Origin of the sequence: Tabrizicola flagellatus, from assembly GCF_008271465.1 — a bacterium.
GTDB classification, from domain to species: Bacteria; Pseudomonadota; Alphaproteobacteria; order Rhodobacterales; family Rhodobacteraceae; genus Tabrizicola; species Tabrizicola flagellata.
Window position 1 is genome coordinate 1 of the sequence record NZ_VMDU01000025.1, and the last position, 23,043, is coordinate 23,043.

The following is a 23,043-nucleotide window of genomic DNA, read 5'->3' on the forward strand; positions in this document are numbered from 1 at the left end:
CGGCGCACTTGCCCAACCCAAAACCGACCACTATCAACCCCAAGGACTCTCGTTATGAACGAGGGACGACCGGGGGGCAGGTCAAGAGATAAGCTGCTGATAACGCTGAGCAAAATTTGGAATACTTGAGGGGGTCTCAAGAATTTCTCGTGTGCTGCAAACCTTGAACACGGGCACTGGCAGCTTACGGACCGGGGCGGTGCCGGGAAAACGCCCGGAAATCAGCGCGATGCCCGGCCCGCCCCTTCCGGGCTAAAGCTGCTCCATCACCTCGCTGGCGTCCTCGCGCACGAGGGAGAGCGTGTCGGCCAGTGCCCTTGCGGCAACACTGCGCAACTCTTCGTCGGTGTCCTCGCGCCAGACGGCCCAGGAGACCAACGAAAATCCGGGCGCGTCCTGCACCGCGAAGAGTTGCCCCGTCTCCAGCGAGGCATGGGCCAGCCGCGTCGGGATATAGGCCGCGCAGGGGCGCGAGCGCAGGAACCAGGCGGCCATGGCCCCGTCGCTCAGCGTCAGGCGCGGGTTGGCCAGGCCCGGCAGCGCGGCCTCGTGAAACCGCAGGAACTCCGGCCCCCAGTCCACCAGCGTATAGGCCGGGGCGACGCTTTCGACCGTCGCCTCGGGCCAGGGGCAGACCATGACCAGCTGTTCCTCGATCAGCCGTTCGGAATGCAGGCCCGGCCGGTCCAGGGGCCCGTGGGTCAGCATCACCTGAACCTCGCCCGACAGCGCCATCTGCACCAGCCCGTCGGGTTCGGCCAGCACGGCCCGGATCTCCAGCTCGGGATGGCCTTCCCGCAGCCGGTCGATCCAGCGGAAGCCGAACCGCGGCCAAAGCGTGCTTTCCGCCCCGATCGCCAGCGTCCGGGCGCGTTCGTCCAGCGCGCTGACCCGTTGCCGCGCCTGTTCCCAGTTGCGCAGGATCATGGTGGCGAACCCGCGGAACTCGCGCCCCGCCGCCGTCAGCACCACACCCGCCTTAGTCCGTTCGAAGAGGGGCCGGCCCAGCTGGTCCTCCAGCCGCTGAATGCGCAGCGAGACGGCAGATTGCGTCACGAACAGCCGGCCGGCGGCGGCACCGAAGGATCCGGTGGCCGCGACTTCGAGGAAGGTCTTGATCAGTTGCAGGTCCACGAAAACGCACTCCCAGACGACACGTCCCGGGACAGCTGCATCATTTTTCGCGAAAGCCAAGCCCCGAAGCTTGCGGTCCCGGGCTCCCTGCCCAATTCCCTCAAGTCGGATCACGCCCGGACAAACGGGCGAAACCTGCCGAAGCAAATCGTGAGATTTCGGGGATCAGCGCCCCGTGCGACGGGCCGCGACCGGCACCGGCACTTGCACTGGCACGGCGACAGGCTCACGAACCCCGCGACCGCCGCCCGGGCCGTCCTCGGCCTCGGCCATCCCCATGACGCGGAAGGCAAACTGGACGGCCGAAAAAACGATCCCGTTGAAGACGACCAGCATGGCCACGGCGACCCAGCCCATGCTCGAGGCCTGGATCAGATGGCCCAGCCCGGCAACGTCCAGCCAGAGAAGCCCAGCGGTGAACCCCGCCGAGATCGCGAAGCCAAGGGCAACGCTCTGGATGTAAAGGCGGACAAGCTGCGGCATCGGGACCTCCGGTTCTGGCGTCAAGTTAGGATCGGTTGCCCCGTTTGCCAAGTCCCGCTGCATCCCTGTGCGCATCCGCCGCACGCGCGGCCGATTTTCCAGCCGGTCTGATCAGGATCATGGCAGGATGAGTCGGCAAGGTCGAACCTTGATTCATCAACCCAGCGGAGAGCCTCTCATGAAACCTGTCGCCACGCTCTTCTGTCTTGCCGACGAAGCCGGGTTCCGGCTGCTCCTTGGCCGGGGGCGCGAGATCGAGGAGATCCAGAGCGCCAGCGCCGATGCCTTCGAGGATGTCGATTACGAATTCGCCAAGGGCGGGCGGAACCGTTCCGGCGGGGTCAGCTTCGGCCACGATACCCGCTCCGAGGCCGAGATCGAACGTCCGCGCCTGGCGCGCCATGTGGTGCGGGCCTTGCAGGACGAATGGGCGAAGGGCAAGGCCGACCGCATCGTGCTGGCCGCCGGGCCGAAGATGCTGGGTGCGCTGCGCGACGCCCTGCCCGCCGCACTTGCGCCCCATGTCGCGGCCGAACTGGCGAAGGATCTCTCCGACATCCCGGCGCGCGACCTTGCAGGCCATCTGCCCGACCTGCCGAACGTCTGACTCGGCCTTCCGGGGGTCAGACCTCCAGAGCCTCCAGCTGGTCGATGAAGCCCGCGATCATCGACAGGCCCTTGTCCCAGAACTTCGGATCGCTCGCGTCCAGGCCGAAGGGCGCGAGCAGATCCTTGTGGTGCATGGACCCGCCCGCCTTCAGCATGGCGAAGTATTTCTCCTGGAAATCCGGCAGGCCGGAGTCGTAGGCGGCGTAAAGCGCGTTCACCAGACCATCGCCGAAGGCATAGGCATAGACGTAGAACGGCGAATGGACGAAGTGGGGGATGTAGGACCAGAAGGTCTCGTATCCGTCCATGAACTCGAAGGCGTCACCCAGGGACTGCGCCTGGACGGACATCCACAGGGCGTTGATGTCCTCAGGCGTCAGCTCCCCCTGCGCCCGGGCGGCATGCAGCTTGCATTCGAAATCGTAGAAGGCGATCTGGCGGACGACCGTGTTGATCATGTCCTCGACCTTGCCGGCCAGCAGCGTCTTCTTCTCGGCCGGGGTCTTCGCCTGATCCAGAAGCCGTCGGAAAGTCAGCATCTCGCCAAAGACCGAGGCGGTCTCGGCCAGCGTCAGGGGGGTGGAGGACAGAAGCTCCCCCTGCCCCGCCGCCAGCACCTGGTGCACGCCATGGCCCAGCTCATGCGCCAGCGTCATCACGTCGCGCGGCTTGCCGAGATAGTTCAGCATCACATAGGGGTGCACCGTGGTGACGGTCGGGTGGGCAAAAGCGCCGGGCGCCTTGCCGGGCTTGACGCCCGCGTCGATCCAGCCCTTGTCGAAGAAGGGCTTCGCCAGGTCCGCCATGCGCGGGTCGAAGGCGGCATAGGCTTCGGTCACGGTCCTGCGCGCCTCGTCCCAACCGACCGTGCGCGGGGTTTCGGTGGGCAGGGGCGCGTTGCGGTCCCAGACCTGAAGCTTGTCGAGGCCCATCCATTTCGCCTTGAGCCGATAGTAGCGGTGGCTGAGCTTGGGATAGGCCGCGACGACGGCATTGCGCAGCGCCTCGACCACTTCGGGTTCGACGTGGTTCGACAGATGCCGGGAATGCTGCGGCGTGGGCATCTTGCGCCAGCGGTCGTGGATTTCCTTTTCCTTGGCCAGCGTGTTGTGGATGCGGGCGAACAACTTGATGTTCTTCTGGAACACCTCGGCCAGCGCATGCGCCGCAGCCTCGCGCCGGTTGCGCGCGGGGTCGGTCAAGAGGTTCAGCGTGGCTTCCAGGTTCAGCTCTTCCGGCTCGCCCTCGACCGCGAACATCAGCCCTGCCATCGTCTCGTCGAACAGCTTGTTCCAGGCACTGGCGCCGACCACGCTTTCGTCGTGCAGGAAGCGTTCGAGCTCATCCGACAGCTGGTGCGGCCGCATCGCGCGCATCCGGTCGAAAACGGGCTTGTAGCGGGCAAGATCCGCGTTCTCGGCCAGAAGCCGGGCCAGGTGGTCGTCGTCCAGCCGGTTGAACTCCAGGCTGAAGAAGACCAGCGGCGTGGTGGCCGTCGTCACCTTGTCCTGCGCGTTGCCCATGAACTGCGCGCGCTCGGGGTCGATGGTGTTCTGATAGTAGCGCAGCCCGGCATAGGACATCAGCCGCCCGGCGATCACCTCGATCCGTTCGTATTCCCGCACGCAGGCCAGAAGGCCCGCCGCATCCTGCCGTCCGAGACGGCCTTCATAGGTCTGCGCGAAGGCCGCGCAGGCGCGTTCCAGTTCCGCCATGTCGGCGGCGAACTCGGGGCCGTCGGGCGAGGGATATAGGTCGGTCAGGTCCCAGTCCGGCAGATCCCCGAACCCGCCCCCCGAGGCATTGGCGTCGTAAACGGGCTGCGGCAGGTCAAGGGTCATCGGGTCCTCCGGGAATACTGTCACTGTGATCTAGGCCAGGCAGAGGTCCGGGAAAAGCCCCCGACCCCTCCTCGTTCGACTTCGTCTCCTCGTCGTGATGCGCCACACCCCGAGCGAGGAGTGACGCAGTCATCGACGAGCGCCGCGTCAGATCTCGACCGCCACGTCGTAGACCCGGTCCATCATCGCCTGCGTGCCCCGCACGAATTCCAGCGGGCAGGGATAGGCCGCGCCCGTCCGCACCGACCGGCTGAAGGCCTCGACCTGCAACTTGTAGTGGTTGGCCGTGGGGAAGCGCTCCACTGTCACCCGGTTGCCGTCCTGGTGCAGCTCCACCTCGGCCAGATCGTTGACGTTGGCGTTGAACGGCCCGCCCTCCAGCCGGATCATCCCCTTCGTGCCCTGGAAGGTCGCCACCTGCCGGTTGTACATCCGCATCGAGGTCATCGAGCCATAGGTGAACCGTCCGCGCGGCCCCTCCATCACCGCCGCGACCTGGGCAAAGGTATCCACCCCGCCCTCGCGGTGGATGCGGGCCGAGATGTCCACCGGCTCCGCCCCGGTGACGAAGCGGGCGCAGCCGAAGGTATAGACCCCGATGTCGCGCAAGCTGCCGCCGCCGGTTTCCGGCTTCATCCGGATGTTGCCCTTGTCGGTCAGATTGAAGCTGAAGGCCACGTCGGCATGGACCAGATCGCCGATCTCGCCGGCCTCGAACCACTCCTTCGCGCGCTGCCACTGGGGATGGTGGACGATCATGTAGGCTTCCGCCGCAAGCAGGCCCGAAGCGTCGCGCGCGGCGATGATCCGGTCGATCTCTTCGGCGCGCAGCGCGATGGGCTTTTCGGTCAGCACATGCTTGCCCGCCGCCAGCGCCTTCAGCGTCCATTCGACGTGCAGGTGATTGGGCAGCGGAATGTAGACCGCGTCTATCGACGGATCGGCCAGCATCGCCTCGTAGCTGCCATGCACCGCCAGCGACGGGCAGAAGGCGCGGAACCCCTCGGCCTTCGCGGCATCGGATGTCGCCAGCGCCGCCAGTTCCGCCCCCTCGGCGGCGTGGATCGCCGGCGCCATGTGTTCCCGCGCGAACCGCGCCGCCCCCAGCACACCCCATCTGACCGGCTTCATCCTGATCCTCCCCTGCCGTTGCGGCCGACACTAGGTCAGGTTTTGCCGGCCGTTTCAACCCGGCGAAAGCGCAGGAAGGTCATCAGGCCGAAGGGGCGGACCTGCCGGCTTTCCTCCAGCCGCAGGCCGGGATGGCCCAGCACCCGCTCGATCGGGAAATCGGCGTGCCAGCCCAGCCAGTCGGCCAGCGGCGCGGCGAGGCGCTCGGCTAAGGACCAGCCCTCGGCGCGGCCGGCGAAATGGTTGGCGATGAGGACCGAGCCGCCGGGGCGGACGACGCGCACCATCTCGTCCAGCACCCTTTCGGGTTCGGGGACGACCGACATGATGTGCATGGCGGCGACATGGTCGAAGCTGGCATCGGGAAAGGCGATCGCTCGCGCGTCCATCGGGTAGAGGCCGTCCACGTTGCGCAGTCCCCGGCGGCGCACGCGCGCCTCTGCCTCGCGCAGCATGTCCTCGGACAGGTCGATCCCGGTGACCCGAACGTGCGGGCCGTAGAACTCCAGCGCAAGACCGGTGCCGATGCCGACCTCCAGCACCGATCCGCCTTGCAGGTTGACATGTCGCGCGGCGAGGATTCGCCCGCCCTGGGTGATCCGGCCAAAGGTCAGATCATAGACCGGTGCCCAGCGGCGATAGGACCTGCGGATCGCATCTTCCTGCATAGGCATGATTCCCCTGGCTTTCCTGTCGAGAGGACTGTGACCTGCCCCCCGGGGAATGCAAGTGAAAGCAGGCAGGCGGCCACACGCTCAGGTGGAGCGAGGCTTCCGGAAATTCTGCATGGCCAGCCACAGCACACCCGCCAGATAGACGAGGCACAGCGTCAGCAGCGTCACCCACGGATAGGTCAAGAGCGCCGCCACGACCACGACCGCGCCGACCAGGGCATAGCGGGCATGTTCGGCGGAGATGGTGATGCGCTTCAGCGATGGCGTGCGGACCCGACTGATCATCAGCGCCCCGATCCCCACCATCCAGGCCGCCACCACCACCGCCGGCAGGGTCAGGACCCGGTCGGTGGCGAAGGCCAGGTAAAGCGGCGACAGCACCAGCATCGCCCCGGCCGGCGAGGGCACGCCGATGAAGCTGGTCTTTTCCGCGGCCTCGCCGACCGGGTCCTTCGCTCCGACATTGAAACGTGCCAGGCGCAGCATGCAGCAGACGACATAGACCAGCACCGCGATCCAGCCCAGGCTCGTTTCGGGCTTCAGCCCCCAGAGATACAGCACCAGCGCAGGCGTCACGCCGAAGTTGACGAAGTCGCACAGACTGTCCAGTTCCGCCCCGATCGCGCTTTCCGACTTCAGCATCCGCGCCAGCCGCCCGTCCAGCCCGTCCAGCGCCGCCGCCACCCCTATCAGCAGCACCGCAAGCGTGAAATTGCCCGCGATCGCATAGCGGATCGCGGTCAGTCCCGCACACAGCGCCAGGATCGACACCAGATTCGGCAGAAGCTTCAAGAGCAACAGCTGCCGCGGCGGTTCGGCGGGGGCAGCCATGGCCTATTCCATCCGGGCTGCGCGGGCCGGGGCGTCCTGCCCGATCAGCGCGATCACCGTCTCGCCCGCGATCATGGTCTGGCCCAGCGCGACCTGCGGCTCGACGCCTTCCGGCAGATAGACATCCAGCCGGCTGCCGAACCGGATCAGGCCAAAGCGTTCGCCGGTGCGCACCCGGTCGCCTTCCGCCTTCCAGCACAGGATGCGCCGCGCGACGAGGCCCGCGATCTGCACCACAGCGATCTTGCGCCCGTCCGCCATCTCGATGGCCAGCGCGTTGCGCTCGTTCTCCTCGGATGCCTTGTCCAGCGAGGCGTTGAAGAACTTGCCCGGCCGGTAGGCGACCGCCGTCACCCGGCCGGCAATGGGCGCGCGGTTCACATGGCAGTTGAACACCGACATGAAGACGCTGACCCGGGTCAGGGCCTCTGGTCCCATGCCCAGCTCGGCCGGGGGCACGGCGCGCTCGATCAGGCTGACGACGCCGTCGGCGGGGCTGACCATGAGACCCGCGTTCTCCGGCACGGCGCGCTTGGGATCGCGGAAGAAGTAATAGCACCAGACGGTCAGGCCCAGCCCCAGCCAGCCCAGCGGCTCCCAGATCCAGAACAGGACCAGCGTGACGGCCGCGAAGGCGGGAACGAACTTCCACCCCTCGGGGTGCATCGGCTTGAGGAAGGTGTCGATCATCCGCATGCGCGTCCTCCGTTGCTGCACGCACCTAACCCCAAGGGCCGGAAGGCGCAATTCCCAAACCTGCCGCACCGGCGCGGGTCAAGCGGATTTGACGCCGGTCAATGACGGCAGGTCCGGCCCGGCCCAGGTTCGGTCATGGGCCAACGGGAGAGGCGGGGATGCGGCGCAGGACGATGCTGGGCCTCGGCGCGATGGCGCTGGTCGCCGCGGGGGCAGGGCTTGCGGTGCGGGATTACCGACAGGTGCTGGATGCCGCCCGCGCCGCCATCGCGGCCGCGGGACCGCCGCGCCAGGCGCCCAGCCGGTTCGGGCCACAGGAATATGCCGAAGCCGGCCAGGGGCCGCCGGTCCTGGTGATCCACGGCACTGGAGGCGGCTACGACCAGGGGCTTCTCTTCGCTCATCGCCTGATCGCCGGAGGTTTCCGCGTCATCGCGCCCTCGCGCTTCGGCTATCTCGGAACGCCGTTTCCGGCCGACGCGGGGCCAGAGGCGCAGGCCGATGCCCTGGCCGACCTGCTCGACGCGCTCGACCTGCCCTCGGTTGCGGTCATCGGCGGCTCGGCCGGCGCGATCCCGGCGCTGGCCCTGGCCCTGCGCCATCCGGCCCGCGTCCGCGCGCTGGTCCCGCTGGTGCCTGCGACCTACGTTACCGGCCGCCCGGCACCGCCTCCGCCCGATCCGGTCGCCGGCTGGATCATCGCGCATGGCCTGCGGTCGGATGTGCTGGTCTGGGCCGGGATCCGCGCCGCCGAGAGGCGGATGATCGCCACGCTTCTGGCCACCGACCCGCAACTCGTCGATGCCGCAGCGCCCGACGAACAGGCTCGGGTTCGCGCCATCCTGCACGGGATCCTGCCGGTCAGCCTGAAATATCAGGGTCTGTTGAACGATGCCCGCTGGGCCGCCGCGCCGCCGGACTTTCCCCTGGCCGCGATCGCCGCCGCGACGCTGGCGATCTCGGCCGAGGACGACCGCTTCGGCACCACCGCCGCAGCGCGCCACGTCGCGCGGTCGGTTCCGGGCGCCGAGCTGATGATTCTGCCGTCCGGAGGCGATGTCCGGGTCGGGCACGACGCGGCGATCATGGTCCGGATCGCCGCGTTCCTTGAAACTGTGGGCCAGGGGCGGGTCAGGCCGGGACCAGCATCCCCTTGCTCTTGGCCAGTTCGCGCATCCGCGCCTGCAGCTTCTCGAAGGCGCGCACCTCGATCTGCCGGATCCGCTCGCGGCTGACGCCATAGCTTTCCGACAGTTCCTCCAGCGTCACCGGCTCGTCGGCCAGACGGCGCTGCATCAGCACGTCCTTCTCGCGGTCGTTCAGGACCGCCATCGCCTGCACCAGGAGGGCGCGGCGGGCATCCAGCTCGTCCTTCTCCTCGTAGGCCTCGGCCTGGTCGCTGTCCTCGTCCTCCAGCCAGTCCTGCCACTGGGTCGCGCTGTCGCCGTCCGAGCCGACCGTGGCGTTCAGGCTCGCATCCGACCCCGACAGGCGCCGGTTCATGTCGATGACTTCGTCCTCGGTCACGCTCAGGTCCTTGGCGATCTGTGCCACGTTCTCGGGCCGCAGGTCGCCCTCCTCGAGCGCGCCGACCTTGGCCTTGGCCTTGCGCAGATTGAAGAACAGCTTCTTCTGGGCGCTGGTCGTGCCCAGCTTGACCAGGCTCCACGACCGCAGGATGTATTCCTGGATCGAGGCGCGGATCCACCACATCGCATAGGTCGCCAGACGGAAACCCTTCTCGGGGTCGAAACGCTTGACCGCCTGCATCAGGCCCACGTTCGCCTCGCTGATCACCTCGGCCTGCGGCAGGCCGTAGCCGCGATAGCCCATGGCGATCTTCGCCGCCAGGCGCAGGTGGCTTGTGACCAGCCTGTGCGCCGCCGAGGGATCCTTATGGTCCACCCAGCGCTTGGCCAGCATGTATTCCTCCTCCGGTTCCAGCAGCGGAAACTTGCGGATCTCCTGCAGGTACCGGTTCAGGCCCTGTTCCGGGCTCGGTGCGGGTAGGTTGGTGTAGGTGCTCATCTTGCCCCCTCTTCATCCCGGTGCGTCAGCGCCCCCGGGACGGCGATAACCTAAGGTAACCGCCGCTCCTGCGCAAGGGTCGTCTCGCACACAATGTTTAACGTGAAGTGTGGTTCCCGCCGTCGCCCGAGAAGCATTGTGACAGAGGTCTCACGCGAATGTCAGAAAAACCGACCGATTTCGTCAGATTGCCACCCGCTCGCCCAGTTCCACCACCCGATCGCGCGGCAGGTGGTAGAAATCGGTCGGGTCCGCCGCCATGCGGGACAGGGCCACATACAGCCGGTCCATCATGAGTTCCCACCCTGTCCCGGTCGCCACCGCGCGCCTGCGCCCCAGGAAGAAGGTCGAGGCCATCACGTCGAACTTCAGCCCCGCCGCCCGCGCGTGGGCCATGGCGCGGCTGACGTTCGGCGTCTCCATGAAGCCAAAGCGCAGGATCACCCGCACAAAGCAGCCACCCAGCGGTTCCACCGTCGCACGCTCCTCGGCGGTCGCATAGGGCACGCGCAGCGTCTCGACCGTCAGGAACACCGTCTGCTCGTGCAGGACCCGGTTGTGCTTGATGTTGTGCAACAGCGCCGAAGGCACGATCCCCGGATCGCCGGTCAGGAAGAAGGCGGTGCCGGGGATGACGTGGACGCTGGCCCCCCGCATCATCCGCACGAAACTGACCACCCGTATCGCCAGCTTGGCCACCCGCGTCCGCACGGCCTGCGTGCCGCGCCACCAGGCCCACATCAGCATGCCGACCACTGCCGCCACGGCCACCGGCACATGGCCGCCGTCGGTAAACTTCACTGCGTTTGACGCCAGGAACACCAGCTCCACCCCCAGGACAGGCGACGCCACCAGCAGCGCCAGCGGCATCCGCATCCGCCCCGACCGCACCAGATACAGCACGCCAAGCACCGAGGTCAGCACCATCGTGCCCGTCACCGCGATCCCGTAGGCCGATGCCAGCGCCGAGGACGACCCGAAGGACAGGACCAGCCACAGCACCCCCCACAAGAGCAGCCAGTTCACCGCGCCGATGTAGATCTGCCCGCTCTGGCCCTCGGCGGTGTGCTGGATGCGCAGGCGGGGCAGGAAGCCGAGCTGGATCGCGCCCCGCGCCATGGAAAAGGCCCCGGTGATCACCGCCTGGCTGGCGATGACCGTTGCAGCGGTGGCCAGGACGACCAGGGCGGGCAACAGCGCCTCGGGCGCCATGGCAAAGAAGCTCTCCGCAGCAAGGTCGGGGTTCGCCAGCACCATCGCGCCCTGGCCCAGGTAGTTCAGCATCAGCGCGGGCAGCACCAGCCCGAACCAGGCCAACGTGATCGGCCGCCGCCCGAAATGGCCAAGGTCGGCATACAGCGCCTCGCCCCCGGTGACCGCCAGAAAGACCGCGCCCAGCACGACGAAGGCCACTCCGCCATTATGCCACAGGAAGCCCAGGCCCCAGAGGGGGTTGAACGCGGCCAGAACCCGGGGCTCCTCGGCGATGTGCCACAGGCCCAGGCCCGCAAGCGTCAGGAACCAGACCACGCAGATCGGCCCGAAGAGCCGCGCCACGTTGGCCGTCCCGCGCCGCTGCACCATGAACAGCGCGACCAGGATGCCCAGCGTGACCGGCAGCACATAGGCCGACAGCGCCGGCAGGATCAGCCCCAGCCCCTCGACGGCAGACAGGACCGAAATCGCCGGCGTGATCGCCGCATCGCCCGCAAACAGCGCCGCCCCCGTCAGCGCCAGCACTAGGACCGGCACCGACCGCCTGCCCGCCGCGAGCCGGACCAGCGTGTACAGCGACAGGATGCCTCCCTCGCCCCGGTTGTCGGCGCGCAGCAGGACGAAGACATATTTCACGGTGACGATCAGGATCAGCGTCCAGAACAAGAGCGACAGGATGCCCAGCACCTCTTCCGCGCCCGGGTCGCGCACCCCGGTCGCCCGGATCGCCTCGCGGAAGGCGTAGATCGGCGAGGTCCCGATGTCGCCGTAAACCACCCCGACCGCCCCGAGCGTCAGCGCCGCAAGCCCCTGTCTGCGGGTCGCGTCGGTGTGGATGTCGTCCGGGCCGGCTTCGGCCTTCAAATAGTCGGCGATGTCCAGGGCGTCTTCGTCGAAAAGCGGCAATGCGGGCTGGACGCCCCGCGGAATCGGGTCGTGGATCATGGCTCACCCTCGGGTGCTGCTCTGTGGCTGGTCTGGGGTCTGGATGCGGGTCCGGCAGCCACCGGCTTGCCGATGGGCGAAGGGACGGGTCCGGATCCCCCCTGGCAGGAGGGGTGCGCTATGGCTCCGATGCCGATACCGACTCAAGGACGTCGGCCTGACCGAAAGACATACGCCGATATCGCCCCCCTGACAATGCTGCGGATGCGAAAGGACCGGCGACCGGACCCGCGGGACCATTCAGGCGCCGTCTGGCCAGCCGGATCGGCGCGCGACTCGCAACCGGGGCGCCGGCTGACTAGGGTTTTCCCGACCCGACAGTCTGCCCGGCAGGCGCTAGACCATCGTGCATCGAACTCATTTCGCAGGACGAACATGCTCCGCCTTCCCCGCCTGATCCGTCTGGCCACCGCCGGCCTTCTCGCCCTGCTGCCGACGCAGGCTCTCGCCTATTATCCCTGCAACGGGCCGGGCCCGGACGAGGTGCTGATCGGGATAGACAAGAGCGCCGGCTACGACGTGCCCCTGTGCGAATATGTCGGCCCACCCGAGGATCAGGCGGGCGGATACTGGATTGACCAGTATGCCGTTCTGGCCTGGGGGAACGATGCGAACGGAACGCCGACCTACACCTGGACGGTCGGCGCCGACAGCCAGGCCGCCGCCGAAAGCGGTGCCCTCGGGGAATGCAGCAACCGCGGCTTCCTGAACTGCCGGGCCGCGACCTGGGTGGTCAACGGGGCCATCGCCGTCACGGTGGACAATTCCGGCAGCCTTCATTCCGATCAGGGGCCCGACGCGGCAACGGCCCGCAAGAAGGCGCTGCGGGCCTGCAAGAGCCAGGGTGGCAAGGGCTGCAAGGTGGAACAGGTGCTGGAAAGCCTGCCGGTCTGGGTCAGCAACTGACGGCCAGAAGGCGGGCCCGCACCTGCGCCCCTCTGATTTGCCCTTTTTCCAAATACTCCCGCCGGAGGCCCCCAACCACCAGGCGCGAGACCGGGAATGGGGCGGATCAGCCCTGGTTGTCCGCCTGAGCCCGCACGCTCAGCCGCCCCAGCCGAGAGATGCAGTAGGGTCCGCCGCCCTGCGAGGCGATCAGGCCTTTCCTGCGCAAGCGCCGGAACACGTCCAGCGTGCAGTCGGCCAGGATCAGCCCGTCGCGCGTGACGCACAGGATCTCGTCGATCCGCTTGCCATTGCGCACATGGTCGATCCGCCCCCCCAGGGCGAGGACGTGCAGCACCCGCTGCTCGGTCCGTGAGATGTTCATTTAAGGAAGTCCGAAATCTGGTGCCATGCCGGACCGGACGAAGGCAGACGCGCTTCGTCGGGTCGTTCAGGTCATCCACCTCCCCCGGTCAGGGGCGGAATGACGTCAGCAGGCTGCCACAGTCTCCGGCATGAAGCGCACTCCTCTGGACGGTCTTGTCCCGTGCAAGGCCGAATGTAGCGGACCGAAATCAATTGAGAAAGGGGGGGCTGGCAGACTTCCTGCCGAAGAGATCCGGTCAAGCGGGTCCGCGCCGGGAGATCCTTTCCAGATCCCTAACGCCCACGATCAAGGCATTGATAAATTGAAGGTATCCGGTTTTGTCCACCGTGGACACTTTCCGGCTCATGCTCCCCGAAGCGCCCCGATCAGGGCTTCCATGTCCTCTGGCAAAGGCGAGGAGAACTCCATTCTTTCTCCCGTCACCGGATGGTCGAACCCCAGGGTTGCGGCGTGCAGGGCCTGGCGGGGAAAGGCGTTCCCGACCTCGGCCCCCTGCCCCAGCACAGCAGGCAGCTTCCTGCGGCCGCCATAGGTCTGGTCGCCCACCAGCGCGTGCCCGGCATAGGCCAGATGGACCCGGATCTGATGCGTCCGTCCCGTCTCCAGCCAGCAGTCCATCAGCGCGGCCTGCCCCGCGAAGTCCTCCACCACCCGGGCGCGGGTGACGGCGTGGCGGCCCTCGTCCCAGACCACCGCCTGCCGCTGCCGGTCGGTCCGGTGCCGGGCGAGGTTGGTCGCGATCCGCAGGATGCCGCCCGGCTCGAAGCCGACCCCGCGCAGGCCCCGCAGACGCGGATCGGCGCCGGAGGGCAGGCCGTGGACCACCGCCAGGTAATGCCGGGCAACCGAATGGTCCTCGAACTGCCGCGCCAGCCCGTGATGCGCCCGGTCGGACTTGGCCACCACCAGAAGCCCCGAGGTATCCTTGTCGATCCGGTGCACGATCCCCGGCCGCCGCTCGCCCCCGATCCCCGACAGGCTGTCGCCGCAGTGATGAAGCAGGGCATTGACCAGCGTGCCCGAGGGCGATCCCGGCGCGGGGTGGACGACCATCCCGGCCGGCTTGTCGATGACGATCAGGTCGGCATCCTCCCAGACCACCGCCAGCGGGATCGCTTCGGGCCGGGTATCGACCGCGATCGCAGGGGCGAGGCGAAGCGTGTAGACCTCCCCCTCTGCCACCTTCGCCTTGGGGTCCGTCACCGCCTGTCCGTCGCGGCTGACGTCGCCGTCGGCGATCATCCGCATCAGACGCGACCGGGACAGCGCGGCTTCCTCTGGCACGGCGGCGGCAAGCGCCTTATCAAGGCGGGCGGGGGCATCCGCGCCGATGGTGACCGAGAGCGTCCCGCCCTCGTCGTCCTCGAAAGGCCCCTCCATGCCCTCGTCCCCGATGCCCGATCCAGTCACGCCCGACGCCCCCGATGCGGCCCTGCCGCCCAGCCTGCGGCTTCTGAAGTGGCTGGTCGTCCTGCTGACGCTGACGATGATCGGGGGTGTCATAACCGTGGTCGGGCTGCTTGTCACCCGCATGCCCGAGACCCTTGCCGCCTCGACCCCTGCCCTGCCCGAGGGCCTGCAACTGCCCGAGGGCACCCGACCGGCCGCCATCACCTTCGGCACCGGCTGGACGGCGATCGTGACCACCGACGACCGCATCCTCATCTACGGCAAGAGCGGGACCCTGCGACAAGAGATGCAGATTGTTCCCGAAAGCGGGCCTTGACCAGCCGCACAACGTTGGGGCTACAGTCGAAGCCATCCCCGCAATTTCCTGGTGCACCCCGACCGATGCCCCTGTCCCCAAGTTTCTCGAAGGCGGAAGGGGAGCGGGTGCGCGACGAGCTGGCGAGGCAATACCGGATCCTGCGCGGCGAATTCGTGCCCAGGCTGATCCTGGTCGCGCTGGCCTACCTCCTCTGCTCCATCTACATCTCGCCCGTCCTCGCGACCGCGCTCTTCTGCGTCGAGATCGGCGGCGAACTGGTATCCCAGCACCTGTTGCGCGGTCTTGACCCGATCCGGCAGCCGCGCCGCTATCTGGGCTATCTGTTCTCGCTGGTGCCGATGGAAGCCGCCATCATCTCGGCCGCGGGTATGGTCTGGCTGCAGGACGACCCCTACGCCAAGGCAATCGCGGTCGGCATCGTGATGGGATCGCTTCTGCATCTGACCTCGGTGCGCTCGATCCATCTGCGGCTGGGGATTGTCGGCCTCGCCACGGCTGCTGCGGTCGTCCTGATCTTCAACACCTGGCACTGGCTGACGCTGGGCAGCTGGATCGGCCTTGTCGCGTCCACGGTCACGGTGGTCTTTGCCTTCGGCTATGCCCTGACCGCCATGGTGTCGAACAACCGCCTGCATCGCGCCGGGGTCGAGGCGGCTGCGGCCGCGCGGGCGGCCAATGTCGCCAATGGGCGTTTCCTGGCGCAGATCAGCCACGAGCTGCGTACGCCGCTCAACGCGGTGATCGGGCTCGGCGAGATCGAGGCGGCGGCGGCCGGCGGTGCATCGCGGCAGCGGCTGCGCACCATCGTCACCTCGGCGCGCGACCTGGCGGTGATGCTGGACGATGCCGTTGACTATTCGGCCCTGACCGAGGGGCGGGTCGCCATCACCCCGCGCCCCGTTGCGGTCCGGGCGGAACTGTCGGCCAACCTGCTGGTGTTCGAGTTGCAGGCCCGCAACCAGGGGCGCGAGCTTGTGGTGACGGTGGAACGCGATGTTCCGACACACCTGCTGATCGACAGCCAACGGGTCCGGCAATGCCTGGGCAACCTGGTCGGCAACGCGTTGAAACATTCCTCGCGCGGCCCGGTCTCGGTCACGGTGCGCTATGTTCGCTCGCGCCTGGTGATCGACGTGGCCGACCAGGGCCGGGGCATCCCCGAGGCGTTGCACGAAAAGGTGTTCGAGCCCTTCTACCGGGGATCCAGCGAAACGCCGGGTGTGGGGCTTGGCCTGGCGATCAGCCGTGCGGTCGCGCGGCAGATGTCGGGGGATCTGGTGATCTTGCCCACGGCGCAGGGCACCACGATGCGCCTGACGGTGCTTGCCCTCGAGGCCGAGGCCGTGCCGCAGCAACCCCGGGTTTCCGACCTTCGGGATTGCACCGTCCTGGTCGTGGACGACATCGCCACCAACCGTCTGGTCGCCGGCCAGTTGCTGACGGCCATCGGCGCGCATTTCATAGAGGCGGCCAGCGGCCCCGAGGCCTTGCAGCGGCTGGAGCAGGGCGGCGTGGATGCGGTGCTTCTGGACCTGATGATGCCCGGCATGGACGGGGCCGAGACGCTGCGGCACATCCGGGCGCGCCACGGCCAGCGGGTGCCGGTGATCGCAATGACCGCCGACATCCTGGCCGTGCGCGAGGACGAGGCGCTGCGGGCTGCCCTGGACGGGTTCCTGCCCAAGCCGATCCTGCCCGAGGCGCTGCGCGAGGTTCTGGCCCGGGTCATGCCCGGCCGCTGACTCTCGCGTGCGGCGCCGGATACCGGCAGGCGATGTCGGGTTCGGACATGACGCCGCCCGCAGCCCCGGCGCAGGCTGACCGGGTAGAAGGACAGGAGACGGCGATGATCGGGGATTTGGGGGCCACGGACGCAACGGCGTTGGCCGCAATGGTGGCTGCGGGCGAGGTGACGCCGTCCGAGCTTCTGGACGCCGCCCTGGCAGCGGTCGAGGCACGAAATCCGGCGCTGAACGCGGTGGTTCTGATCCAGGAAGGCGTTGCGCGCAAGGCGATTGCCGAGGGCCTGCCGCCGGGGCCGTTCCGCGGAGTGCCCTTCCTGATCAAGGATCTGGGGATCGAGGCGAAGGATTTCCCGTCGCACAACGGCTCGCGCCTGTTCGCGAACACGATCTATCCCGGCGATTCCAGCATCTTTCAGCGCATCCGGGCGACCGGTGTCGTGACCTTCGGGCGCACCACCAGCCCCGAGGGCGGTATCGGGGCGGCGACCGAGGCTGCCGTCTATGGCGGGCCGACGCGCAACCCGTGGAACACCGACCATACGCCGGGCGGATCGTCGGGCGGGGCTGGGGCAGCGGTCGCGGCGGGGATCGTCGCCTTCGCACATGGCTCGGACGGGGGCGGATCGGTGCGGATTCCCGCCTCGAGCTGCGGACTGTTCGGTTTCAAGCCGACCCGGGCGCGGCTGCCTGACGGTCCCTACGCCGGCGAAGGTTGGGCCGGCATGGCGATCGACGGGTTCCTGACGCGATCGGTCCGCGACACGGCGGTGATGCTGGACGCCTGCGAGGGACCGGATCTCGGCGCGCCCTATGTCGCGCCGCCACTGGACCGGGGCCATGCGGCGGCGATCAGCCGCCCGCCGCGCCGGCTGCGCATCGGGATCTGCGACACCACATTCACCGGAGAGCCCATCCACCCGGAAGTCGCCGAAGCAGTGCGCTCGGCTGGGCGGCTGCTGGAGAGCCTCGGGCATGTCGTCGAACCGGCGCGGCCCCGCGCGGACGTGGCGATGATGATGCGGGCCTGGACCGACATCGTGGGCATCGGCACGGCGTTGTCGATCCGGTCCAGGCTGGGCGAGCGGGCGCCACGGCCGGACGAGGTGGAGGGCGTCGGGCGCGGCGCCTGGGCCCATGCGCAGAGGCTGCACCCGACCCGCTATCTTGAAGCGGTAGGCGAGATCCATGCCTTCGGCCGGCAGATGGCCGGGTTCTTCGACGGCGGCCCCGACGTGCTTCTGTCGGCGACCCTGGCCGAACCGCCGGCAAGGGTCGGGCGATTCAACCACGACACCGAGGACTATGTGGCCTACCGCACCGGGCCGAACGGGATCTTCGCCTATTCGCCCTTCTGCGCGATCTTCAACGCCAGCGGCCAGCCCGCGGCCAGCCTGCCGCTGGGCTGGTCTTCGCAGGGACTGCCGATCGGCGTGCATCTGGCGGCCGCCTTCGGGCAGGACGAGCTTCTGATCAGCCTCTGCGCAGAAATCGAGCGGGCCGCTCCCTGGGCCGGGAAAAGAGCCGCGATGGCAGGGTAAGGGCAAGGAATCGCTTGTCGGTAAAGAAAGTTTCCGAACAATATGATCAAACTTGGGGAAACATGGGGGATTCCTTGGCCGATGCAGTGACAATCTCGGCCCGGAACGTCGTCAAGGCCTTCGGGCAGGGTGCCGGGGTCGTGCGGGCGCTGGACGATGTGTCGGTGGACATCCGGCGGGGGGAGTTCTTCACGCTTCTGGGGCCCTCGGGCTGCGGCAAGACCACGCTTCTGCGCCTGATCGCCGGGTTCGAGATGCCGACCGACGGCACGATCCTTCTGGACGGGACCGACATCACCACCCTGCCGCCGAACCGCCGCCCGGTGAACACGGTGTTTCAGAGCTATGCGCTGTTCCCGCATCTGACGGTGGCGCAGAACATCTCCTTCGGCCTTGAAATGCTTGGTAAACCTGCCGCCGAGGTCAAGGCGCGGACGGCGCAGATGCTGGCGCTGGTGAAGCTCGAGGCGATGGCCGGGCGCAAGACCAGCCAGCTGTCGGGCGGACAGCAGCAGAGGGTGGCACTGGCCCGGGCGCTCGCGCCGCAGCCGAAGGTGCTGCTGCTGGATGAACCCCTGTCGGCGCTGGACCTGAAGCTGCGCAAGGAAATGCAGATCGAACTGAAGCGGTTGCAGCTTGAGACGGGCATCACCTTCATCTTCGTGACCCACGACCAGGAAGAAGCCCTGACCATGTCCGACCGCATCGCGGTGATGAGTGCGGGCAAGATCCAGCAGGTCGGCACGGCCAAGGACATCTACATCCACCCGAAAAACCGCTTCGTGGCCAGCTTCATCGGAGAGACGAATTTCCTGCAAGGGACCGCCGAGGCCGGCGCCCTGCGGCTTGCCACCGGAGAGCGCATCGAGGTCCCGGGCCTGCCTGCGGGCGGCGAGGCGACCGTCAGCGTCCGGCCGGAACAGGTGCGGCTCGGCCTGCCCTCGGACGGGTTGAAAGCCAGCGTGAAGGCGCTGGTCTATTTCGGCACCGATACGCATTGCCACCTGGCGCTGGCTGACGGCACCGAGGTCGTCGCGCGGCTGCAAAGCCCGGCCTCAGGCGAAGCGGGGCTGAGCGAGGGCCAGGCGGTCGGTATCCGCTTTGCCGAAGGCGCGGTGCAGCGGGTGGAGGACTGAATGAGCCCCGCCGAGGAAAACGCCATCCGAAGCTCGGCCCGGAACGGCTGGCTTCTGTCGCTGCCGGCGCTGGTGGTGCTGGCGCTGGCGGCCTCGGGGCCGCTCTTGATCGTGGTCTATTATTCCTTCCTGACCGCGAATGACACCGGGGGCGTGATCCGGCAGTTCTCGACCGAAGGCTGGCGGGCCATCTTCCTGAGCTACGACATCTTCGAGGACCGCTACACGCTGGCGGACGCGCATCTGACGATCTTCTGGCGCTCGGTCTGGCTGTCGCTGGCGACCACCGCGCTGACCTTCGTCATCGGCTTCCCGACCGCCTGGTTCATTGCCACCCGGCCCGCCCGGCAGCGCGCGATGTGGCTGTTCCTGATCACGATCCCGTTCTGGACCAACCTCCTGATCCGCACCTTCGCGATCAACGAGGTCATCCGCAACGAGGGCATCCTGAACACGACGCTGATCTGGCTGGGCGTGATCACCGAGCCGCTGCGTATCGTCTATACCGAAACGGCCGTCCTGATCGGGATGACCTATGTCTACCTGCCGCTGATGGTGCTGCCGCTCTACGCCACCATCGAACGCTTCGACATGCGGCTGCTGGAAGCTGCCTACGACCTTTACGCCAGTCGCTGGACGACGCTCCGCCGCGTGATCCTGCCGATCGTCAAGCCGGGGATCATCGCGGGCTCGATCCTGGTCTTCGTGCCCTCGCTTGGCGCCTATGTGACGCCCCGCATCCTGGGCGGCGGGAAGAAGATGATGATCGGCAACTTCATCGAGCTTCAGTTCCTGCAAGGCCGGAACTGGCCGCTGGGTGCCGCGCTGTCCGTGCTGCTGCTGGTCATCGTGACCGCCGCACTCCTGGTGTATGTCAAGGTCGCCAACCGGGACCGGAGCCAGGGCCATGGCTGAGCGCGGGTTCGAGATCAGCCGCCTGCCGGGCTTTGCCACCGTGGCCATCGCGGCCTTCGTCATCCTCTATCTTCCGATCGTGACGCTGGTCATCTACTCGTTCAATGCCTCGAATTCGGTGGCGGTATGGGGCGGGTTCTCGCTGCACTGGTATGGCGACGCCTGGGCCAATCAGGCGGTGAAGGATGCCACCGTGCGGTCGCTCATCATCGGCGTTTCGGCCTCGGTCCTGTCCACGACGCTGGCCACGCTGGCCGCACTCGGAACCACCCGGCGGCGGGCCTACAGGGGGCAGACGCTGATCTATGTGATGATCAACCAGCCGCTGATGGTGCCCGAGGTGGTGACGGCGGTCGCGCTGATGATCTTCTTCGGCATCATCAAGGTGGCCACCGGCTATCAGGGCCTCGGCTACCTGATCGCGGCACATACCGCCTTCTGCATCCCCTTCGCCTACCTGCCGATCCGGGCACGGCTGGAAAGCATGGACCTCGCGCTGGAGACCGCCGCGGCGGATCTTTACGCCACACCCTGGGCCACGTTCCGGCGCGTGACCCTGCCGCTGCTGGCACCGGGCATCATGGCCGGGGCGATGCTGTCCTTCGTCATCAGCCTGGATGACGTGGTGATTACCGAGTTCGTGAAGTCCGGCGGCCAGGACACGCTGCCCACCTACATGCTGGGCCAGCTGCGCCGCGCCTTCACGCCCGAGGTCAATGCGATTTCGACCATGCTTCTGGGGGTGACGGTGGTCCTGTTGACCGCCTTCTTCCTTCTGACGCGCAAGAAAGACTGACAACCAACCGGGAGACACGAGAATGAAGAGACTTCTGTCCGCAACCGCGCTGCTGCTGGCCTCGACGGGGCTCGCTTCGGCCGAAGGCGTGCTGCAGCTTTACAACTGGGGCAACTACACCAGCCCGGAGCTTCTGGCGAAGTTCGAGAAGGAGACAGGGATCAAGGTCACCGTCACCGACTACGATTCGAACGACGTGGCGCTTGCCAAGGTCGAGGCCGGCGGGTCGGGCTTCGACCTCGTGGTGCCCTCGGCCAACTATGTGCCGATCTGGATCGAGAAGGGCCTGATCCAGGAACTCGACCTGTCCAAGCTGCCGAACCACAGGAACATCGCACCGGAATGGCAGAACGTGGACTGGGATCCGGGTCGCAAGTTCACCATCCCGTGGCAGTGGGGTTCGACCGGCATCGCGGTGAACACCAAGGTCTATTCCGGCGACATCAACACCTCGGCCGTCTTCCTGGACGTTCCGCCGGAACTGGTGGGCAAGATCAACGTCGTGCCCGAGATGAACGACATCGTGGCCCTGGCCACGATGTATGTCGGCGGCAAGCCGTGCAGCGAGGATCCCGAGGTGATGAAGAAGGCCCGGGATGTCCTTCTCGCGGCCAAGCCGAACTGGATCAGCATGGACTATGGCGCGACCGAGCGGCTGTCGAACGGCGACTGGGCGGCCAGCGTGAACTGGAACGGCTCGACCATGCGGGTCCGGATCAACACCAACGGCGACGTGCAGTATGGCTATCCGCGCGAAGGCTATCCGCTGTTCATGGATTCGGTGGCTCTGCTGTCGGATGCGAAGAACGTGGAGGAGGCCTACAAGTTCCTCGACTTCATCATGGTTCCGGAAAACGCCGCGATGATCTCGGCCTTTGCGCGCTATGCCAACGGGATCTCGGGGTCGGAAGAGTTCATGCCCGAGGACATGAAGACCGCGCCCGAGGTGGTGATCCCCGAGGAGTTCAAGGCCGCGGGCACCTTCCTGCCGACCTGCACGGGCAAGTCGCTGGAATACATCACCGCGATCTGGACCGAATTGCAGAAGTAGGCGCCAGCGGGCTGGCGTCGCAGCGGGGGGTTTCACACCCCCCGCACCCCCCGTGGAGTATTTCCGAAAGGGCAAGCCCATGCTGGAGTGGTCGGCCACGGAGCTGTCGGCGGCGATCCATGGGCGCAGGGTTTCTCCGTCCGAGGTGATGGCAGAGTGGCTTGCGCAGGTCAACGCGCTGAACGGGTCCGTAAATGCCATCGTCTCGCTGCGCGATCCTGATGCGCTTCTGGCCGAGGCCCGGTCGCTGGACGATGCCGAGCCGCGGGGCTGGCTGCACGGCATTCCCTTCGGGGTCAAGGATCTTGTGGCGACGAAGGGGCTGCGGACGACCTGGGGCTCGCCGCTCTTTGCCGACCATGTGCCGGAAAAGGACGATCTGGTCGCCGCCCGGCTGCGGGCTGCGGGCGCGGTGATCGCGGCCAAGACCAACGTCCCGGAATGGGGCCAGGGATCGCACAGCTTCAACCCGGTGTTCGGCGTCACGCGCAATCCCTATGACCTGACCCGTAGCGCGGGCGGGTCTTCCGGGGGCGCGGCGGCGGCTTTGGCCTGCCGGATGGCCTGGGTGGCAGACGGGTCGGACATGATGGGGTCCCTGCGCAACCCCGCGGCCTTCTGTAACGTCTACGGCTTCCGCCCGACCTGGGGGGTGGTGCCGCAGGACGCCGAGGGGGATACCTATCTCTCCACGCTGGCCACCGAAGGCCCCATGGCGCGGACGGTCGAGGATCTGGCGCGGCTGCTGATCGTCCTTGCGGGCGAAAATCCCGAGGTTCCGTTCCCGCGGGCGGTGCCGGACCTGGTGCCGGATCGCGATCTGACGGGCCTGCGCGTCGGCTGGCTGGCCGACTGGGGCGGCGCCTATGCAATGGAGCCGGGGATCCTCGATCTGTGCGAGGCGGCCCTGCGGCAGCTGGAGGATCTGGGCGCGCGGGTGGAACCACTGGACCCGCCCTTCCCGGCCGAGACGCTCTGGTCGTCCTGGGTGACGCTGCGGGCGATGCTGAACGCCGGGGGCAAACGGGCGCTGGCCGAGGATCCGGTCAAGCGGTCGCTGACGAAACCTGAGACATTGTGGGAAATCGAGCAGGGTCAGGGACTTTCGGCGCAGGCCGTTTACGAGGCGAGCGTGATCCGCAGCCGCTGGCATGCCCATGCTGCGCGGATGTTCCGGAAGTTCGATGCGGTGGTGCTGCCAAGCGCCCAGGTCTGGCCTGCTCTGACCCCCGAGAACTCCTCCATCTGATGCTAGAGTCCGGCCCGAGGAGAG

Annotated in this window: 22 protein-coding genes; 11 read left to right on the forward strand and 11 right to left on the reverse strand. The window is 67.4% G+C overall.

Annotation, left to right across the window (positions count from 1 at the left end):
* Window positions 1-252 precede the first annotated feature (252 nt).
* Together FL625_RS17420 and FL625_RS17425 are read right to left on the reverse strand one after the other, a co-directional pair.
* Window positions 253-1,134, reverse strand: coding sequence for a LysR family transcriptional regulator (locus FL625_RS17420; RefSeq protein ID WP_149589942.1), 882 nt, complete (start codon window positions 1,132-1,134; stop codon window positions 253-255).
* Window positions 1,135-1,299: 165 nt separating this feature from the next.
* Complete coding sequence (locus tag FL625_RS17425; RefSeq protein ID WP_149589943.1) at window positions 1,300-1,617, reverse strand: hypothetical protein; 318 nt, start codon at window positions 1,615-1,617, stop codon at window positions 1,300-1,302.
* 178 nt (window positions 1,618-1,795) lie between these two features.
* Here FL625_RS17425 and FL625_RS17430 point away from each other — a divergent pair, with 178 nt between their 5' ends.
* A complete protein-coding gene (locus FL625_RS17430; protein ID WP_160147814.1) occupies window positions 1,796-2,224 on the forward strand; it encodes a host attachment protein in 429 nt (142 codons plus the stop codon).
* Between the two features lie 16 nt (window positions 2,225-2,240).
* Here the strand turns inward: FL625_RS17430 and FL625_RS17435 are convergent, their stop codons facing one another.
* From FL625_RS17435 to FL625_RS17455, 5 genes are all read right to left on the reverse strand, one after another.
* Window positions 2,241-4,067 (reverse strand): M3 family oligoendopeptidase, encoded by a 1,827-nt coding sequence (locus FL625_RS17435; protein ID WP_149589945.1) that lies wholly within the window; start codon window positions 4,065-4,067, stop codon window positions 2,241-2,243.
* Window positions 4,068-4,214: 147 nt separating this feature from the next.
* Window positions 4,215-5,198, reverse strand: coding sequence for a Gfo/Idh/MocA family protein (locus FL625_RS17440; RefSeq protein WP_149589946.1), 984 nt, complete (start codon window positions 5,196-5,198; stop codon window positions 4,215-4,217).
* Window positions 5,199-5,233: 35 nt separating this feature from the next.
* Window positions 5,234-5,872: a class I SAM-dependent methyltransferase gene (locus FL625_RS17445; RefSeq protein WP_354001265.1), complete on the reverse strand. Its 639-nt coding sequence runs from the start codon at window positions 5,870-5,872 to the stop codon at window positions 5,234-5,236.
* A gap of 81 nt (window positions 5,873-5,953) precedes the next feature.
* A complete protein-coding gene (gene pssA, locus FL625_RS17450) occupies window positions 5,954-6,703 on the reverse strand; it encodes a CDP-diacylglycerol--serine O-phosphatidyltransferase (RefSeq protein WP_149589948.1) in 750 nt (249 codons plus the stop codon).
* Window positions 6,704-6,706: 3 nt separating this feature from the next.
* Window positions 6,707-7,399 carry a phosphatidylserine decarboxylase gene (locus FL625_RS17455; RefSeq protein ID WP_149589949.1) on the reverse strand — a complete coding sequence of 231 codons (693 nt, stop codon included), beginning with the start codon at window positions 7,397-7,399 and terminating at the stop codon, window positions 6,707-6,709.
* Between the two features lie 158 nt (window positions 7,400-7,557).
* On the opposite strand from FL625_RS17455, the gene FL625_RS17460 reads away from it, so the two are divergent.
* Complete coding sequence (locus FL625_RS17460; protein ID WP_160147815.1) at window positions 7,558-8,634, forward strand: alpha/beta hydrolase; 1,077 nt, start codon at window positions 7,558-7,560, stop codon at window positions 8,632-8,634.
* Here the strand turns inward: FL625_RS17460 and rpoH are convergent.
* Window positions 8,531-9,427 (reverse strand): RNA polymerase sigma factor RpoH, encoded by an 897-nt coding sequence (rpoH, locus tag FL625_RS17465; protein ID WP_149589951.1) that lies wholly within the window; start codon window positions 9,425-9,427, stop codon window positions 8,531-8,533. The genes FL625_RS17460 and rpoH overlap by 104 nt on opposite strands.
* A 183-nt stretch (window positions 9,428-9,610) precedes the next feature.
* Window positions 9,611-11,587, reverse strand: a complete 1,977-nt coding sequence (locus tag FL625_RS17470; protein ID WP_149589952.1) for a potassium transporter Kup — start codon at window positions 11,585-11,587, stop codon at window positions 9,611-9,613.
* A gap of 375 nt (window positions 11,588-11,962) precedes the next feature.
* Here FL625_RS17470 and FL625_RS18140 point away from each other — a divergent pair, with 375 nt between their 5' ends.
* Window positions 11,963-12,493 carry a DUF4189 domain-containing protein gene (locus tag FL625_RS18140; protein WP_160147816.1) on the forward strand — a complete coding sequence of 177 codons (531 nt, stop codon included), beginning with the start codon at window positions 11,963-11,965 and terminating at the stop codon, window positions 12,491-12,493.
* A gap of 106 nt (window positions 12,494-12,599) precedes the next feature.
* Here the strand turns inward: FL625_RS18140 and FL625_RS17480 are convergent, their stop codons facing one another.
* Both FL625_RS17480 and FL625_RS17485 read right to left on the reverse strand, forming a co-directional pair.
* On the reverse strand, window positions 12,600-12,857 hold the full coding sequence (locus FL625_RS17480) for a YjhX family toxin (protein WP_149589954.1): 258 nt from the start codon (window positions 12,855-12,857) through the stop codon (window positions 12,600-12,602).
* A gap of 345 nt (window positions 12,858-13,202) precedes the next feature.
* Window positions 13,203-14,240 carry a pseudouridine synthase gene (locus FL625_RS17485; protein ID WP_149589964.1) on the reverse strand — a complete coding sequence of 346 codons (1,038 nt, stop codon included), beginning with the start codon at window positions 14,238-14,240 and terminating at the stop codon, window positions 13,203-13,205.
* A gap of 13 nt (window positions 14,241-14,253) precedes the next feature.
* Here FL625_RS17485 and FL625_RS17490 point away from each other — a divergent pair, with 13 nt between their 5' ends.
* From FL625_RS17490 to FL625_RS17525, 8 genes are all read left to right on the forward strand, one after another.
* The gene (locus tag FL625_RS17490; protein WP_149589955.1) at window positions 14,254-14,586 is read left to right on the forward strand and encodes a DUF6476 family protein; all 333 of its coding nucleotides are present in this window, start codon (window positions 14,254-14,256) and stop codon (window positions 14,584-14,586) included.
* A 107-nt stretch (window positions 14,587-14,693) separates the two neighbouring features.
* Window positions 14,694-16,331: an ATP-binding protein gene (locus FL625_RS17495; protein WP_160147817.1), complete on the forward strand. Its 1,638-nt coding sequence runs from the start codon at window positions 14,694-14,696 to the stop codon at window positions 16,329-16,331.
* A gap of 104 nt (window positions 16,332-16,435) precedes the next feature.
* Window positions 16,436-17,872 carry an amidase gene (locus FL625_RS17500; protein ID WP_149589957.1) on the forward strand — a complete coding sequence of 479 codons (1,437 nt, stop codon included), beginning with the start codon at window positions 16,436-16,438 and terminating at the stop codon, window positions 17,870-17,872.
* Window positions 17,873-17,934: 62 nt separating this feature from the next.
* Window positions 17,935-19,008, forward strand: a complete 1,074-nt coding sequence (locus tag FL625_RS17505) for an ABC transporter ATP-binding protein (RefSeq protein ID WP_149589958.1) — start codon at window positions 17,935-17,937, stop codon at window positions 19,006-19,008.
* On the forward strand, window positions 19,009-19,923 hold the full coding sequence (locus tag FL625_RS17510) for an ABC transporter permease (RefSeq protein WP_149589959.1): 915 nt from the start codon (window positions 19,009-19,011) through the stop codon (window positions 19,921-19,923).
* Entirely contained in the window at window positions 19,916-20,719 is an 804-nt protein-coding gene (locus tag FL625_RS17515; protein ID WP_149589960.1) for an ABC transporter permease, read from the forward strand. The genes FL625_RS17510 and FL625_RS17515 overlap by 8 nt, the downstream gene beginning before the upstream one ends.
* A 22-nt stretch (window positions 20,720-20,741) precedes the next feature.
* A complete protein-coding gene (locus FL625_RS17520) occupies window positions 20,742-21,770 on the forward strand; it encodes an extracellular solute-binding protein (RefSeq protein ID WP_149589961.1) in 1,029 nt (342 codons plus the stop codon).
* Window positions 21,771-21,849: 79 nt separating this feature from the next.
* Window positions 21,850-23,019, forward strand: a complete 1,170-nt coding sequence (locus FL625_RS17525) for an amidase (protein ID WP_149589962.1) — start codon at window positions 21,850-21,852, stop codon at window positions 23,017-23,019.
* Window positions 23,020-23,043: the final 24 nt, after the last annotated feature.